Source organism: Prosthecobacter sp. (assembly GCF_044226605.1).
Taxonomy (GTDB): Bacteria; Verrucomicrobiota; Verrucomicrobiia; order Verrucomicrobiales; family Verrucomicrobiaceae; genus Prosthecobacter.
The window spans coordinates 24,751-42,713 of the sequence record NZ_JBGAGS010000003.1 but is presented as its reverse complement, the minus strand read 5'-3'; the positions used below and the strand labels follow the sequence as shown (position 1 = coordinate 42,713).

General features: G+C 60.3%; 4 protein-coding genes. 2 read left to right on the top strand and 2 right to left on the bottom strand.

Going from position 1 to position 17,963, the window contains the following annotated elements; all coding sequences use genetic code 11:
• Positions 1 to 49: 49 nt before the first annotated feature.
• Positions 50 to 13,927, bottom strand: coding sequence for a beta strand repeat-containing protein (locus ACILSO_RS04515; RefSeq protein ID WP_395736178.1), 13,878 nt, complete (start codon positions 13,925 to 13,927; stop codon positions 50 to 52).
• Between the two features lie 675 nt (positions 13,928 to 14,602).
• On the opposite strand from ACILSO_RS04515, the gene ACILSO_RS04510 reads away from it, so the two are divergent.
• Positions 14,603 to 15,274 (top strand): response regulator, encoded by a 672-nt coding sequence (locus ACILSO_RS04510; RefSeq protein ID WP_395736177.1) that lies wholly within the window; start codon positions 14,603 to 14,605, stop codon positions 15,272 to 15,274.
• Positions 15,275 to 15,443: 169 nt separating this feature from the next.
• A complete protein-coding gene (locus ACILSO_RS04505; protein WP_395736176.1) occupies positions 15,444 to 15,869 on the top strand; it encodes a hypothetical protein in 426 nt (141 codons plus the stop codon).
• A gap of 50 nt (positions 15,870 to 15,919) precedes the next feature.
• On the opposite strand, the gene ACILSO_RS04500 is transcribed toward ACILSO_RS04505, so the two are convergent.
• Entirely contained in the window at positions 15,920 to 17,956 is a 2,037-nt protein-coding gene (locus tag ACILSO_RS04500; RefSeq protein ID WP_395736175.1) for a transglycosylase domain-containing protein, read from the bottom strand.
• Between the last annotated feature and the right edge of the window lie 7 nt (positions 17,957 to 17,963).

Genomic DNA, 17,963 nt, shown 5'->3' with positions numbered 1-17,963 from the left:
GCCAGCAGGGCCGCGGGTGAGATACGCCAAAGACTAAGCACTGCTGGAGCTAGGCGGTTCTACGGCGACGCATCACGAAGCCGAAGAGGCCAAACAGGAACAGCCATGCACGGCCGGGTTCCGGTGCTGCCACGATGATGCCGTAGCGGGTGAAGGCGGAAGTATCCCAGCCCAGGCTGCCGCCAATGGCAGACAGATCGAGATCAGTGGCCACACTGAAGGCGCCAGCAAGAGACGCAGCGTCCGCTCCGGTCAGCGTGGTCCAGTCCAGCAGATTGAAGACATCGCCGTACGTAGGGGCGGAGTAGGTGTTAAACGACACACTCACTTCATGCGCGGCATGGCCGAGCGTGAGAGTGCCGCCAACATTAAGATAATCGTATTTGTTGGAGCCGGAGACGAGGGCGGCATTCCATGTGCTGACTGACGATGCATTGGCGGGATCATTGAGGAAATCCAGTGCCGTGGCTCCGGGATGAGACTGCAGGTAGGCATCGTAGCCGCTTGAGGAACCAGAAAGAGTCGGACTGTCGATCTGAAGCTGAATCTGGCCGCCTGCGTCTACTGTGAGGTTGCCACCGATATTGAGACCGCTGTTGGTAAGCATGCCCAAAGCAGTGCCATCCCCAGGCAAAAGAACGGCGCCGCTGGCAATGGTGGTGGTGGAGGCCGCTCCGCCAACGATCCCTGTACCGGCCAATGCTGCTCCCGCGCTCACATTGACAGCCCCTGAGCCGGCACCAACACTTGCCGTCGCAAAGGTGCTGTTCGTTCCGACCTGAAGTGTGCCGGCGCTGACCGTGGTGGTGCCACTGAAGACGCTGGTGCTGGTGACGGTCATGGTTCCCGCTCCGCTCTTGGTCAGGCCGCCGGCCCCCGCAGAATTCGGCTGGTCCATGAGAACCCCGGAAACCAGCAGGTCTGAGCCAGCGTCGCCTGTGGCATCAGCGACATTGAACGACGTATTAGCTGACAGATGATATCCGCCGTAAGTAGTGCCGCCTGCCGCGGGGCCAGAGATGGTGGAGGCCATCGTGCCGCTGACGGTCACGCTCCCCTGGAGCGAGTACATCTGGGCCTGCGAGCTTCCGCTGCCCTTTACGCCGGTCAGAGTGCCTCCCTTAAGCTGAACCGGACCGAGGGTGTTAAATTCACCCGTGGAATCATTGGTCACAGTACCTCCCGCATTGATCACGAGAGTGGCTGCGACGGTGCTGGTGCTGCCGCCAAAGGAATCGCTGCTGCTGAACTGAAGCGTCCCGCCGTTGTTGACGCTGATGGTGCGAGCCACCTGCATGTTGCCCAGTGCACTGCTGGCCGGGTTCACCGAGTTATTGCTGAGATTTGCCACCAACGTACCGGCATCGATGTCAATGTTGCCGGTGAAACTGTTTGCGCCAAGGAGGGCGATGGTGCCGGTGCCGGTTTTGTCAATGCCGACGCCGGTGCCAGTGATGATGCCATTCACCTGTCCGCCAAAAGTCCCGGTTTCATCAAACACTCTTTCGCCAGAACCAGCGAGAGTGATGCCGCCGTAGATGATGCCGAAGTTCCGCAGAGTGCCGTTGGTGAAGGTGAAGGTGTTGAGCACGGCGGTGGCCGAGCCGATGTTGTGAACAGACGAGCCGCCGCCGCTCATGTCGAGCAATGCGGTGGCACCATTGAGAGTGAGGGTTGCGGTGGTGGCGTTGCCGCCCCCTTTGGTAATGTCCGCGTTGGCGCTGAGGGTGCCGCTGCCGGTAATGTTGATCGTACCGTTGGCTGAGCCCGTCGTAGCGGAGTTGGTGGCCAGCACCATGCTGCCACCGGTCTTTACCGTGAAGGTGCCACCACCGATGTTGAGAGTTCCAGTGCCCGCGCCGGTGCCTGCAGTGCCAGACTTGAGTCCGAGGGAGGTGTTCAGAGCACTGACTGTGCCTGCATCGAAAGACAGAGTGCCGACAGCACCACCGCTCGAAGCGTTATTACCGTTGCCGAGCTGGAGAGTGCCAGCCTGGATGTTGACGACATGGCCGGTCACATCGAAGACCACAGTATCAATCGCAGCGGTGCCGGTGCCATTGTTGCTGGCAATTGTGATGTTGGATGTCGATGCGCCGCCGGCGGTGCCTGCAATTGTAAGCGTGCCCGGACTGCCTGAGGTGTGGGAGGCGAAGCCGACGTTGGAGCTCACCTTGCCAAATCCAAGATTGATGGTCGAGGCGTTGATGACGTTTGTCCCGCTTCCAAACTGCAGCAGGCTCGTACCATTGCCATTGTTGCCTCCGCTGAGGCCCACCTGCAGGGTGGTGGCGGTGATGGTGTTGGCGGTGTTGGAGAGCAGCACGGTGCCGTTTCCCGTGGTGGAACTGCCCACGCCCACGTTGAAGGTGGTGACGGCAGCCGTGAAGTTCAGCACATTCGTGACGTCCAAAGTGGCCTGGCTGTAATAGGCGGCATTGGTCGCCGCCTGGTTCACGCTGATGTTGACGGTGGTGGCCCCGCTGATGGCAAAAGTGCCGGCGCCGCTGACGGTGAGGTTTGAGTTTGTGGCTGTCGTGCCGCCAGCGGCATCATACCCCATGGTCAGCGTGCCTGTGGTCAGCGTCTGGCCGCTGCCAATGGAGATCGTGTTGGCGGCGACAGCATTGCTCGTGACGAGGATGGTGGAAAGAGTCTGTGAGAAGGCGTTCAATTGAAGTGCGCCCACATTGGCTGACGCTGCGGTGCCAAAGGTCAGCTGATTGGTTGTCTTGATGGTGTTGGTCGCTCCAATGATGAGAGTGCCGCTGGTGAGAGTGGTGGTGCCGGTGTAGGTGTTTGCGCCGCTCAGGGTGGAGATGCCATTGCCTTTGAAGGTGACGCCATTGGTGCCTGAATTATACGGAATGATGGCTCCGCTGATGATGAGGTCAGGAGCTCCAGACGCGACCGCACCGGTTCCACGATTGACCTGAAAAACGGCAAGGGCCTGGGTGCTGATGCTGGCGCTGATGATGGCGGCATTTCCTGCAGCGTCCGAGGTGGCGATGACCGATGTGGCGTTGTTAAGAGAGAAGGCACCGCCATTGGCATCTCCGAGTGAAGTGCCCGAGAGCGATCCACCCGTCATCGTTACGGTATTGATCAGCGTATCCCGCTTGCCGGAGGCATTATTCTGCACCGTGCCACCATTGATGACCAGGACGTTGCGGCCGGCGGTGTAGCCGAGGGTGTCGTTGTTCGTCAAATCGAGCACGGCACCGGCATTGACCGTGATGGTCGGAGAACTCATGGCACCCAGGGAGCTATTGGCGCCTGTGACAGTCAAGGTGCCTGCGTTGATAGTGGTGTTGCCCGAATACGTGTTGATGCCGGTGAGCGTGAGCTTCCCTGCCCCGTTCTTGGTAAGCGTGCCTCCGGGGCTGGTCAGCGCGGTGGCAAAGGTCACATTCTGACCGTTGGTGTCGATGGCAACCAGATTGCCGGAAGCGGAGCTCAAGCGCGCCGAATAGTCGCTCTGATTGGCGGCAGTGTACTGAAGAATGCCGCCGTCAAAAGAGATAACGCCTCCATTGCCCAGCGGACCAACACCAGAGCCTTCGGCGACACCGAGTACGACAGTGCCCCCGTTGATGGAGGTGGCGCCGGTATAGGTGTTCTGGCCCAGCAGCGTCAGAGTGCCGGCGCCGGTTTTTGTCAGGGCCGAGCTGCCGGAGATGCCCACGCTGCCGCCCGCATTCTGGAAGGTGTAGTTGACCGCGGTATTGTTCACCGTCACGTTGCCTGGCTGCACTCCTCCGGCGGCCACTGTCACAGTGGCATTGGTGACATTGCCTCCTGAGATCACATTCAGATCCTGGAAGGTGACGGCGGAGCCTTCGGAATAATCAACTGCTGCAGGAGAAAGGTCGGCGAAGTTGTTGTTGCCACCCGAGACTGGTGACCACACCGAATTGGCAGCACCGGCGCCGTTCGTTTGCCCGGTCCAGCTCAAGTTTCCGACACCTGCACCGACCACCAGCTGCTCGATCCCCGCCACGCTGGCTAGGTTCAGCTGATAACTCAGCATGCCCACGGTCAAGGAAGTGCTGGTCGTGCCGTTGTCGAATTTGAAAAGTGTGTTGCCCGCCGCGATGCCGGGGGCGGTCAGGAACGCATAGGTACCAGGCGTCAGGGAAGTGCCCAGTGCCGAGACGGAGATGGTGTTGGTGCCGGAGATGACGGAGGCCACGGAGTTGCCGGAGACGATCAATTGATCGACCCCCGCACTGCTAAGGTCGAGATTGAGATTGGCACTGGCAAGAGTGAGTGCAGCACCCGCAAAGGAGGTATTGGTATTGAGAAGGAAGGTGCCAATGCTGCCATCGACCATGGAAAGCGTGCCGTTGGAGTTGATGGTCAAAGTTGCCCCCAAAGTGCCCGCCCCAGTGGAACCCGCAGAGGTGGTGCCGGTGCCCGGAGTGGGTGCGAAGACAGCGCCATTGGCGACGGTGATGGCCGTATTGCCCAGAGAACCAGTGCTGCTCAGCGCCAGGGTGCCGGCATTGACGGCGGTGCCTCCGGTATAGGTGCTCGCACCACCCAGCGTCCAGGTGCTGCTGTTCTGCTTGGTGAGGCGGGTGTCACCGTTCCCGACGGATACGTAAACGGCGCTGTCGGAGATTACACCATTGATAGCGTTGCCGGCGCTTGTTCCATCGAGAATCAAATTATCCCAATGCGCGGTCGCGTTGGTGAGCTGGCTTGTGATGTTGCCGGTGATTGTCACCGAAGCGGTGGTAGGATTCAGGGTGGTGTTGGCACCGGTGGACCCTGCCAGAGCGAGGCTGCTGTAGCTCTGCCGGTAACCGTTGGAACCGGTGAAATTAAACGTGGTGGCGAGAGCATTGGCAGCGGTGCCGTTGTTCAGCGCCCCCAGGGCCACTGTGCTGCCGGTGGTGGCACCACCATTGCTGCCCACGTCGATGGTCACGACGCCAGCGGAGGTGACGTTCACGTTGTTTGAAACATGATTGATCGTGGCGGCATCATCCCGAATCTGCAGGAAGGTGCCAGCCGCCTGGGAGATGGAGGTGGAGCCCTGCAAGGCGCTGCTGCCTGCATACTGAAGGGTGCCGGCCGTCAGCGTGGTGGCGCCAGAGTAGCTGCTGCTGCCAATGATCCAAAGCCCTGCGCCAGTCTTCGTGACCCCGGTCAGTGCGCCGGCTCCGGCATTGCTGTCCACGATTCCATTGATGGTGTTGCTGCCAGTGCCTGCACCCGCGATGAGGCTTAGAATCTGGGTGTTCGCTGCGGAGTTGACGCCAGTCATGCCTCCAGTAATGACAAGAGCACCGGTGCCCTCGCTATCAATTGTGAAGCCGGAGGCGGTCGTCGCATTGCCAAAGGTGTAATTGCGGTCCGTTGTGGAACCGCTGCCGGTGTACAGCAGCGTGCCACCGCTGAGGACGAGGTTGGAAGCGGCATTGGATGAGTCGCCAATCGAGCTGGGAGTGCCTCCAGCACTGAGAGAAGACACGGACAAAATGCCTCCATTGATGGTGGTGGAGCCGCTGTAGGAACTTGTGGTTCCGGCCAGTGTCCACGTACCCGAACCATTTTTGATGAGAGAGACCACAGTGCCCGTACCGTCGGGAATCGGAGCCGAAAGGCTGCCCGCCCCGGCCGTGCCCGTGCCCGTGCCTTGCAGAATAAAATTCACGTTACCAAGACCAGGGCTGACGGCGAGCGCACTGGTGGACGTGAGGGTTAAAGTCCCCGCCGTGGTTCCCGAGGCATCAAGGCCCGTGTTGGTCGCCGCGATGGTAAAGCCGCGATCTGTGCTTCCGGCAGCGGTTCCGGTGAAGCTGAGAATGCCTCCATCCAGCAGGAGGTTGGATGCCGCACTGGAGGAAGTGCCGAGGTTGCTCGAAGCTGCGCCACCATTGGTGATGGTGGAGACTGCCAGCACGCCGCCCTTGATGTCCACCGGACCGCCGAAGGTGTTTCCGGTACCGGACATGGTGAGGGTGCCCGTGCCCACCTTTGTCAATCCTCCTGCGCTGCTGTTGGCCGTGGAAAGCGGTGCGGAGGTCACGGTAGCGGCAACGGAGGCCCCACCACCCACGAGGGTGATCGTGGGCGTCTCCCCCGCAGCATAAACACCGGGATCTGTGATCACGATGCCCACCACACTGCCACCGCTGATCAACGCGTAGCCGGATGCAGGCACCCCGGTGGCGGATGCAGGCTTGCTGAAAATAACCGCTGGCGCACCGATGTAGCCTGAACCACCGCTGACCGTGAGGTCATCCTGCGTCACACGGAATCCCGTGGCGCCGAGGAGTGGCATGGCGGCGGGAACGCTGACATTGAACGAATTTGTGTCGATGGTGAGGCCCCCGTTGAAAGACGGCGCACCGCTGACCGCGCTGTTGTTGATGGCACCATAAATCGTATGGATGAAGGTGATGGTGGCAGCAGAAGCCGGCGTCCAGCCACTGGTGAGATTTGCAGTGGCCCGCATGGTGCCGCCCGCATAGTTCCAATATCCGTAGTTGGGCGCCGTGGGCGCCGCCGGCAGACTGACGGCGGTAGTGCTGCTCGTGCTCAGCAAACCCGCCGCCAGATTGACGAAGCCGCTGTTGCCATCGCCATTGCCTGCATTGGAGTTGTTGCCAAATTTCATACCGCCAGCACCGAGCAGAACCTGGGCGCCAGAACCGGCAAGGTTGAGCACGCCGTAACTGCCACCCACAACGGGAGTATCCATGATGAGGCCGAAAGGAACGCTGGTGGTGCTGCCGGTGCGGTCGATTTTGCCCGAGTCCGCGACGGTTGTCTGGCCGAGGCTGTAATTGAGGTACCAGTCTGCCGAGGTTTGGTCCAGGATGCCGGTGCCGCCGATATACACGACTCCTGTCTGCACGCCCGTTCCCGTGCCGTTGGTGGCAGAGGCAGTGCCTTTGTTGGCGAGAGTGAAACGGGCAGTGTCCTTGAAGGTGCCGCCGGTGATGCTGTAGTAGCCATAGGCACTCGTGCCTCCCACCACGTTCTGGTTGCTGGTGCCAGGAGAAATGGTGATGAGGCCGGCGGTCTGATAAAAGCCGGAGGCCGTGCCCGCGACGGATGCGCCAGTCACCGCAAAGAGAGTGCTCGTGCCCGTGCTGTTGTAGTTCACGACACTCGTGTTTCCCGCTGTGGGGGTGAGCGAGAGCTTTGTGGAGGCGGCAAGGCCGGTGAGGCTGCTGGTGCCCGTGAAGTTCAAAGTCCCGGCGCTCACCACAGTGTTGCCCGTGTAGGTCTGAGCTCCGGTCAGGACCAAAGTGCCAGTGTCGGTTTTGGTCAGCAGGCCGGTGGTAACGGCACCAGTGGCACCCGCCAGCGTGAGGGTGGATGAGCCGGCGACGCCGATGGTGGCGGTCGCTCCCGCATTGATGGTAAACGCACGATCGCTGGTGGAGCCGGTGCCATTGTAGAGGAAGGAGCCGCTGATGACGAGATTACCCGCTGCGCTGGAGGACTGGCCGATGCTGCTGGGCAGTCCGCCATTGGCAAGGGTGCTGACACGCAGAGTGCTGCCAGCATTGATGGTGGTGGTGCCGCCATAGGTGCTGCTGGCGCTGGAAAGAATGATGCTCCCTGTGCCGGCAATGTTGAGATTGAAATTACCTCCGCCATCGCCGATCGCGCCGGAGACGGTCAAGGAGTTGGAGGCGTTGTTGGTCCAAGTCTGGCTGGAGCCCAGCACGATCCCGGCACTGATGAGGCTGGCACCCGCGCCTGCATTGAGGGTGATGCCATTGCCCGCCGTGTTACCACTCAGAGCACCAGCATTGATGGTAAGCGTGTTGACGCCAGCCCCGGAGGCAATGGTGGAACCGGCGGTATTGGTCGTACCCGAGCCAGTGAAAAGGAGACTGTTGATGATGAAGTTCTGGTCGAGCGTGGTGCTGAGGTTTGTGGCGTTGTTGGCCGCAAAGGCGACGTTCGACACGCTGCCAGGCAGAGCGTAGGTGTCCGGTGTGCCGATCGCCGCAGCGGACCAGTTCGTGGCGGTGCCGTTGCCACCGGGCTGGTAGGCCCAGCTGCCTGTGTAGGTGCCGTTCCAAAACGCGGTGTTGGGGGTCACCGCAGCGCCGCTGTTGACTGCCACGGTCAGCACCTCGGAACCGGTGGTGCCGCTGAGAGAGAGCTGGTAGAGGGTGCCTCCCACGTTCAGGTTGGAAGATGCGAGGTAGAAGTTGGCATTGTTCAGCGTGCTGCCAGCAGCGTTCGCAGAGATGAGGGTGTAGCTGCCGGGCGTCAGGCTGAGCGCACCTGCGGCGATGGAAATGCTTATGGCATTCAAGCCACTGGACGTGGCCTGGCCGGTTCCCGTGACGTTGTTGAGACGCACATCAATCTGATCGGCCGAGGCAGCGCCGATGTCGAAATTCAGGACCCCGCCGGTAAAGGTCGCAGCATTGCCTGAGAAGGTGGAATTTTGGACAAGGACCAGAGGATTGACAACGCCATCCGCCATGTTCAGCACGCCCCCGGCATTCAGGGTCAGTCTACCCCCTGCCGCAGCGGTCGCCGTGTTGCCTACGGTATAGCCTGACGTTCCGCCCAAGGGAGATAGCATGCCACCGCTGTTGATGACGATCCCGGTGTTTGACATCGTACCTGTGCCACCGCTGCCTTGAGAAAGGATCAAATTACCGCCGTTGACGTTGGTGGCTCCCGTGTAGCTATTGACGCCGGAGACCGTCCATGTGCCGGTGCCTGCTTTGGTGAGCGTCGTGGTGTTTGTCGTGCTGTTTTGCGTAATGGCGCCCGCGATCTCCCCGGTGCCTGTCGTGGAGCCTTGCAAGACAAAGGTCTTCGCTCCGCTGCCGGGCGTGGCGAAATTGGTGCTGAATTTTAGCAACCCGGTGCCGGACTGATCGATCGTGCCACCCGTTGTTGTACCATTCAGGCTGATGATGCGGTCGGTCGTCTCGCCCGTGCCGGTATATTTCAAAATGCCTCCAGTGTTCAGCAGGATGGTGCCATTGGCGGCAGAACTCGGCACGCCAAGGGAGCTGCTTGAGGCGCCGCCGACCACGCTGTTAATCGAAGAGACCTGAAGCGTGCCCGCTCCATTGATCTGCACCTGACCAGTAAAGGTGTTGGCACCCGCCAGGATGACCACTCCTCCTGAGACGGAGTTGAAGTCGATGTTTTGCAGGCTTGAAGCTCCATTGGCAATCACCGCATTGATCGTGAGGGTGACACCTGCGGCTGCGTTGTAGTCAGGACCATTGGAGGCGGCATTGGTGGCACCGAGAAAGATCTTGCCATTGATCGTGCCGGAGCCAGTGGCGACCACCGTCGAAGTGCCCAAATTTGAAAGGCTTAATCCACCTGCGCCGGTGTCCAGAACGCCTCCGCTAATGGTGAGCGTGGTGGCGGTATTGGCACCAGAGAGAGTCACCGTGCCAGCACCCGCCTTGGCAATCGTCAAGGGAGCGGAGCCCGTGCTGGCATTGCCCGCTATGGCGCTGGAGAAATTGATATTTCCTGCACCGGAGAGGGTCAGCGTTTTGGCACCGGTGCCTGTGAAAGTGACAGGGCTGGCGAGGGTGAGCAGTCCAGAGCCCGAATTGTCGATGCCACCACCTCCGGAGACGCCCGAGAGATCGACAACACGGTCCGTCGTTTCACCTGAGCCGATGTAGCTCAAGGTGCCGGTAGTAGCTCCGAAGCCGAGGTGGATGGTGCCGTTGGCCACGGTCACCGGCGCGCCGAGACTGCCTGAGGCAAAGAGCGGAGTGCCACCATTGACGCTGTTGATGATGGAAGCGTTCAAGGTGCCGTTTACGATCGAAGTGGTGCCGGTGTACGTGTTTGCCGTTCCGGTGGTCAACGCGTTGGCGCCGCTTTTCGTGAAATTAAGCACACCCATCGCTCCGCCTGGATCTGATAGGACGAAGGACAAAATCGCCGGATTGGCTGAGGCATTGGTGGTGTCCAAACCGAGCGAGGAACCAGGGGCTAGAACATTGTAGGTACCATTGAGAAGATTGGTAAAATCCGTGGCAGTGATGGAATTGGGACCTCCAAATGGAAGCACCAGCGTGGTTCCCGAGGCGACGATGATCTTCGGACTGGCAAAGGTGCCGAAGGCGGTGGCGGGAGAGGTGGAATAGCCAGGGATCGCAAGTGTGGAGGCGTAATCCAGGATGCCGCCTGTCACGGTGGCAGTTCCGGTATAGCTGTTGGTGCCGGAGAGCACGAGCTGGGTGTTTGCACCGCTTTGCAGAATGTTTGTGACGCCCGAACCAATGCTGGCCGTGATGGTGGTGACACCGCCGCCGGTTCCCGAATTGGTGATGGTGCCCACGCTGCTGATCGCCGTCGTGCTGACGGTGATGCCACCGCTGGAGTTGGCATTGAAGGTCAGGGGCTGGGTGCCGGTGAACCCACCTGAGAACGTCCAGAGACCGGTGCCGGTGGAGGTGAAGGTGTTCAAACCGGCGCTCAGCGGCACGGCTGAGCTGACCGTAAAGGGATTGGCTCCGGCCTGGCTGATGGCACTGATGCCTGAGCCGATGAGACCGGAAAGCGTGACCGTGGAAGTGCTTGTGCCGACGTTGGAGATGGAGCCCGTCTGATTTTGTGCGCCGGAAAGGATGATCGGCGAGCCGCCGCTGCTAGGATTGAGCTGGATCGTGCCGGTGCCCGTTACGGTGCCGCCGAGATTAAGGGTGGCGGTCGCACCATTGGAATTGTTCAACTTGAGAATGGTAGCTGCGGTGGACCCTGCCGCAAAGGTAATGGCACCCGAGGCGTTTTGAAACGCGCCCGAGGTGACCGTGATGTTTGCCGTTCCCGAAGCGGCGGCAATCGTGATGGCGTTTGTCAGCGTGGTGGCGGTGGCACCGCCGAAACCAGCCGTCAAGGTGGCACCTGGGGTGATCGTGATCAAACCCGTCCCAAGCTCGGCTGTCGTGGAAACGTTGGTGGATACGAGAGCCAGGGTTCCGGCCGTGATGTTGATGGGCATGGCGGACTGAATGGGAGCATTGCCGCCAAGCATGCTGAGGGTAAGCGTGCCCGAACCGACCTTCGTCAGGGCATTTGTGCCTGAGATGAGAGGGACATTCGCGGTGGCACCGCCAAGCGTGATGTTGTTGGCGCCGCCAAAGGTCAGATTCCCTGCGGGTGCGATCGTAAGCGTGCCAGCCGTCAGCACGCCCCCGGGTGTAATCGTCAGAGTCCCAGTGGTGGAATCGATCTCACCACCGCCGGCGTTGATGGTGATGCCGCGTGTCATCGTGGCGGTCGATCCCGTATAGACCAGCGTACCGGAAGTGCTCGCCCCGCCAAGAACGATATTGGTCGTTGAATTGCCCAGGCCGCTGGTGGCGCCCGTCGCGGGAGTACCTGCAAAGCTGAGGATGCCGCTCGTGACGGTGGTGGTGCCGGTGTAGGCATTGGCAGCGCTGGTCAGCGTCAGAGTTCCACCACTGTTCTGAACGATGTCAGTGACGGTGGAAGGAATGGCGGCTGTGAGGGTGACGTTGCCTGCGCCAGCACCCGAGTTGGTGATGGTGCCGCTGCTTGTCATGGCCGCAGTGACCGTGATGCCCCCGGTGCTGGTGGCGTTGAAGACAAGGTTGGTGCCACCCGTGACACCACCCGTCAGGGTGAGAAGTCCCGCTCCATTGTTGGTGAAGGTGCTGCCAAACTGCGAGACCAGCCAGGCAGGCGTGAGGGTCAGCGCGCCCGTTCCTGTCAGATTCAGCGAGGTCACTCCGGCTCCGATCGTGGTCAGAGTCGTGGTTCCAGTGCCGGTCCCTGAAGCAGTGATCGCGCCGGTGTTGCTGGTGCTGGCAACGGTGATGCCGCCTGTACCGTTGGTATTAAATACCAGACCGGTGCCGCCAGTGACGCCACCGGAGAGAGTGAGAAGTCCGGACCCACTGTTGGTGATGGTGGCGCCCAGCTGCGACACTGGCCACGCTGGCGTGAGGGTGAGCGGGCTGGCACCTGCCTGGTTAAGTCCGGTGACACCGGCACCCAGTGCACTGATGGTAGTGAGGCCAGTTCCCGAGCCGGCATTCGTCACGGTGCCGCTGTTAGCCACATTTGCCAGAGTCAGACCGCCAGTGCTGGTATTGGAGACATACAGATTGTTGCTGCCACTTACCGCGGTGGCGTTCGTGAAAGAAATGGCAGTGGCGCCCTGGTTGCCAATGGAGAGGATTCCGGTGGTACCCGAACTCAGGACAATGGGATTGGCGTAGGTGCCGTTGGTGTTTGAAACCGCCAGCCGCGCATCAGCACTGCCGGTTGTGTCTCCGAGAGTGATGGTGTTCGCCGAGGAGAAAGGCACCACCGTTCCGCCCAAGTTCAGCGTGCCTGCTTTGACATTGATCGCGCCAGTCAAAGTACCGGCGGTGGTAGGGCTGAGGGTGACGGTTCCAGGCGTGGTCTTGTTCAGGCCAGCGGTGCCACCGAGCGGCGCTGAAACCGTGCCCGACTGCAGATCAAAGGCAGCCGTGCTGGTGAGCACACCGGTGGTGCCGGTGATGCTGCCGTTTCGCAGCACGACGGAAGCCACCGTGTCCGCAAACGTCGCTTCACCAAATGTGCCGCCATTGACCACCAGGGAAGATGCGCTGTTGAGAGCAGCCGCGATGCCCAGGTTCAGGGTGCCGCTGTTGACGGTGGTAGTGCCGGTGTAGGTGTTGGCTTTGGAAAGAGTCAGCGTACCGGTGCCGCTGTAGGTCAGGCTGGAAGCGCCGCCTGCATTGTTCTGGATCACGCTGGTGATGGTGATACCGTTTGTGCCCGTGATGATTTCGAGTTCCCTGCTGGCACCGATGGTAATGGTGGCGGTTCCGATGGTCCATACTCCCGAGCCCGAGTTCATCAGGCCATTGACCGTGAAACTGGTAGCTCCTGGCGCCGTCGTGGCCGCAGCGCCGGTGTAGCGTATGGTATTGGCTGAAACAGTGGCAGCGACCGTTCCCGTTGCTGTGGTCAGATTGTAGTTCACCGAGCCGGTGGTGTCGCTAAGACTTGCAGCGGTGGCGGCGGTGGTGCCACCGGTGTACGCGATGATCTGATTGCTGCCGTTGACGGTTGCATAGCTCAAACCGCTCGTGCCGCTGCCGACGCTGGCCCACGTGCCAAGAATGCCGTTCACATTCGTGTTCGTGGTGGTGGCGATGACGCCGGAGGTGAGAGGGACGACACTGAAATTCAACGAACCGCCCGTGGACTGGGTGATGACTCCCAACGCCGCAGTGAGGGAGGCCGCAGCGTTTTGGGTGAGGGTGACCACCCCGCCTCCCGTCACGCTGGTACCGGCAAACGTCTGGCTGTCTGTGGCACCGCTGACTCCCGACAGTTTGAGAGTACCGCCGTTCAGGACGAGCGGAGAGCTGCTCTGGATGAGATTGGTGGCATTGGTGGTGAAGTCGAGATTCAAAGTGGCACCGTTGCTCAGGGTGGTGCTGCCGGTGTATTGATTGAGGGCGGAAAGGTTCAGCGTACCGGGACCATAGAGCCCAAGCCCGTTCGAACCCGCGACAGCCGCATTGATCGTCGTTGTAACTGCCGACCCCACGAAGAGATTGGAGCCGCTTCCTCCTAGAGTGAGCTGCGCGCCGGTCAGGGAATAACCCGTGGTCAGGAACTGAAGGCTGCCCGTGTTGGCACCTCCGGACGCGAGGGTCACGGTACCTGCCGTTCCGTAAAAGACGGCGGTGTCGGATGTGACGTTGGGCCAGGAACCGTCCGTATTGTTCAAAGCGTTGTACCAAAGCAAAGACGCGGCGTCCCATGTTCCCGTGCCGCCCAGATTGGTGCCCAGCACGGCGTTGTTGCCGCTGACGCTGCCATCAGAATCCCAGTAAAAAGTGGCCGCATTCAGGGGGCGGGAGAGAATAAACAGCGCCCCAAGCGAAAGAAAACAGACGACCAAACGCAACCGTGAGAAGAGATTTTGTGTCATTGAATTAAGCGAAATTGTGATGCGAAGGGGCATCCAAGGGAGAGAAATTCATTCATGGTCGCCGCCAAACTCAGCCCCTGGTGAGCGTGCGGGCGGAGGAGTAGTACCGATAAAGAGATGGTTCAAGCTTAGGTAGTGTCGGATTCAGAACTTTTGTTCAGAAATCCCACTCAAGAATCTAGCCTATTGCCATCCGAATATTTCTACTCTTTAAAGAGGTTCCGGTTTGACGAAATTATGTCGCCAGCTGTTATTAAGTAATACAGAATCTAAAATAAGTTAAAATCTTACTTTGTTTTAGAAATAACATATAGATTTGAACACCGATATAAAGAATCAACAAGCACCCAACGTTCAATGTCTTTAGCCGTCTGTTCTTGAGATGGGACGACGTTTATTTAAGAGTGAAAGCTTCGTTTCACCTGAGGTAGAATTTCAGAAATGCTCTGAGGCGCTGGATGGTGGCACTTGGATCTTTCATCTCACCTTTGCCCTCCCCATGCCCGCTTCCCACTACGATCCGCCGAGCTCCCTGAAACGGGAGGACGGGCGGCGATGAGGGGGCGTGAAGCGCAACTCTATGCGGCTCAAAGAGCACCCTGCACTTTCCCCAAAATCGATAAGATCGCACCCTATGGGTGAAACGTATTACTCAAACCCCACTCTGCCGCACCCATGAACGAAGCCCAATCCACTCAGACCATCCGCTTGGCGATCGTCGACGACCACACCATGATGCGAGAAGGCCTGAGCCTCTTTATCGAGAGTACGGGGGACATGCGTTGCGTATGGACGGCGCAAAATGCGGCAGAGGCGGTAAGCAATGTCGAGCGTGACACACCGGACGTGCTGATCGTGGATATCTCCCTCCCTGACCGTTCGGGGCTGGAACTGATCAAGGATCTGCACCTGCTCCGGCCTGCAATGCCCGTGCTTGCCGTGTCCATGCACGACGAAAAGCTTTATGCTCAGCGTGCCTTGAAATCGGGTGCCAAAGGGTACGTGATGAAAAATGCCCCGCAAAAGCAGCTGGCTCAGGCTATTCGCCGGGTGGCGAGCGGCGGGATCGCTCTCAGTGAAGAGATGTCCGAGGAGGTGCTCAAGGCGTTTTCCTCCGGTGGCAGTGCGAGCAGCAAAGGGGTGGTGGCGGATCTGACTGACCGTGAGTTTGAAGTGTTTCAAATGATCGGCAACGGCCAGAGCACCAACCAGATTGCCGAAGCCATGAAGCTCAGCACCAAAACGGTGGACGTGCACAAGATGAACATCCGCAACAAGCTGAACTTGAAGGACGGCAGCGAACTGACGTTTTTTGCCTTTCGCTGGATGCAGGACAAGCAGGCGTGAAGACTCCCCATGCCCAGAGTGGGGCTGCGAGAGGTTTTTTTCAGAGGACCATCCGGCCGGGGGCAGACTCGCCGCCGAACTGTCTTAAACCGCCCAAACTTTGCAGGGGCGGCGCTCTGATCTGCGTTTAGCTTTTAGACGATCCATGAATTTTGATCCACGACGCCTTATGAAAACAAATTGTTTGTTCGTTTGCGGTCTGGTGGCGGCCTTGGGGCTGACCTCCTGTGATATCAACCACCTCTACACCACCACACGGGCCACCAGTGGCAGCTTCAAGCCCTACCTTCCACCGAGCGCCGGCCCGATCTACACCCCGCTGAGTCGCCCGTACAGAAACAGTTCGTATCTCGTGGAGCAGGACGTGTCCTACGCACGCCTTCCCTCGGTACGGGGGGCATCGCATTACGTGTGCTATGATTCGGTGCAGCCGCAGCCAATTCCTCTGCCGCAGAAGGTGAAGACCTGGCGGTATACTTCACGTTATCCGACTGAATGGGGCGCCCCGATCTGGGTGACCACCTACAGGCCAGCCCGCAAAGCCTCCCCTGCCCCGGTCCCCGTCGCTGGGGAAAGCTATGCGCCACCCCGTTAGTCCTGCTCAACGAGCGAAGGAGCAGGAGCTGAGGGGAGGAAAGTTTTGCGCTATCTCCTTGCCTCTGCCTTGGGGACTGGCAGCGCCTTAGGTACGGCTTCTGGTGCACTGACACTTTGATAGGGATCCTTTCCCACCACAACGCCTGCCACAGGGGTGACGGGAACGATGCGGGACTCGGCATCCACAGGAAGAGCGCGCAGAGCTGTGCCGAGGAACTGACCGACGCCCGGTTTGACGTCCCAACCTTTCGGTTTGCCCTCCGTCACCATTTGAAACACGGCAGCCCAGAGGGGCAAAGCGGCGGTGGCGGCCGTGGTCTTGGGGCTGATGAGGGCGTCTTTGTCGTGGCCGATCCAGACGAGACAGGTCACGGAGCGGTCGAAGCCGACAAACCAGGCATCCGTGCGGTCGTAGGTGATGCCGCCAAATCCGGCGATGCTTTTGTTGGCAAGCCCATGATCCAGAAGGGGCTTGCGGTATTCGGGACGCTCCATGCTGGAGACCAGGGTGTCCCGCACATGACCGGCCGCGGCGGGGGCGAAAACCTCCGCACTGCGGACAGTGGGCGCTAGCAGGAGATGCGGCGCCGAGCACATGCGGCCGTCATTGGCCAGGGCGGTGAACGCACGGGCCACCTCGATGAGGCGCAGCGGTGTCTGTCCCAGGGTGAAGGCAGCTTCGGTGCGCAATGGAGTGGTAAAATTGCAGCGGTTCAGCGCGGCGCGGAGAGGGTCCAGCCCCACCTGATAGCTGAGGCGCACCGTGGCAGCGGTACGGCCTTCGAGAAGTGCCTGCATCGGCGTGATGGTGCCCCCGGTATAAGTCACAGGCTCGCCATCCGCTCCCCACTCGCCAAGAGTTCCCACCAGGCCGCCGATCATGGCCTGCCGGTTGTCCAGCGGACCATCAATCTGCGCTGCGTCTGTGAGGTCCGGCTGCGTGGTGAGGGCGGCGGCATACACGAGCGGAAGAAAGGCGGTGCCGGGTGGGCGGACGCCATCGAGCGCACGATTGAATGGACTGGTGGTGAAATCCCGCCCGCCCTGCATGGCGAGGATGGCACCGCTGCGATTGTCCAGCACGATCACCGCTCCCTGCATCGTGCCTTTGTCTTCCGCTGGAAGGTCCTCCAGGTGTTTTCGCACCATGCTATCCAGCTGGTGCTGCCATTTCAGGCGCAGCGTCATGGTCATTTCCGGCGGATTGCCGGGCCGGAGGCCGAGGCGCTGAAACTCCGCACGCGCGGCAGCCAGCATGTACCCGGTGCGCACGCGAGTCTTGTCATGGCGCACGGTCAGCGGCAGGGCTTTGGCAGCGGTGGCCTCCGCCTCGGTGAGGCTGCCCGTCTCCACCATGCGCTGCAGGGTGAGATCCCGCTTCTGCTTGGCCAGGGCAGGCTGGGTGATCGGAGAATAGGCCACCGGGGCCTTGATGATGCCGGCGAGTGTGGCCGCCTCCACGAGACTGATGTCTTTGACGTCCTTCCCAAAATAACAGCGCGCCGCCGCACCCACGCCGCTGCAGCCGGTGCCGAGATAGATCCGGTTCATGTAATCGGTGAGAATCTGCTCCTTGCTGCGCTCGCGCTCGATGCGCATGGCCAGGAAGATCTCCGTGATCTTTCGTTCATAGTTGCGCCCTTGAAGGCCAAAGGCATTGCGGGCGAGCTGCTGAGTAATGGTGCTGCCGCCCTGCCGGATGCCTCGCGAGTTAAAGTTCTTCACGGCCGCACGGGTAAGGCCGATGAAGTCATATCCGGGGTGGGAATAAAACCGGGCGTCTTCCGTGGCGATGATGGCCTGGACCAGAGAAATGGGAACATCCTCAAGGGTGATGAGCTCTCGCTCAATCTCGCTGGCGCTGCCAACCAGCTCCCCTTTGGCGTCCACGATGACCGTCTCATTCTGGCCACGCTTGAGCGCGCTCATATCATAGCCGGCTGCCACGATGGTGTAATGATGCCAGAAGAAAGCCAGTGCGATCGCCCCGATGGCGCAGATCACCACGCCCAGTCCGAGCACTCCACGCAGCCACCTGGGCAGACGCCGATAGCGGGAGCGGATGGTGTAGTACAGGCCGAACATGGAGAAC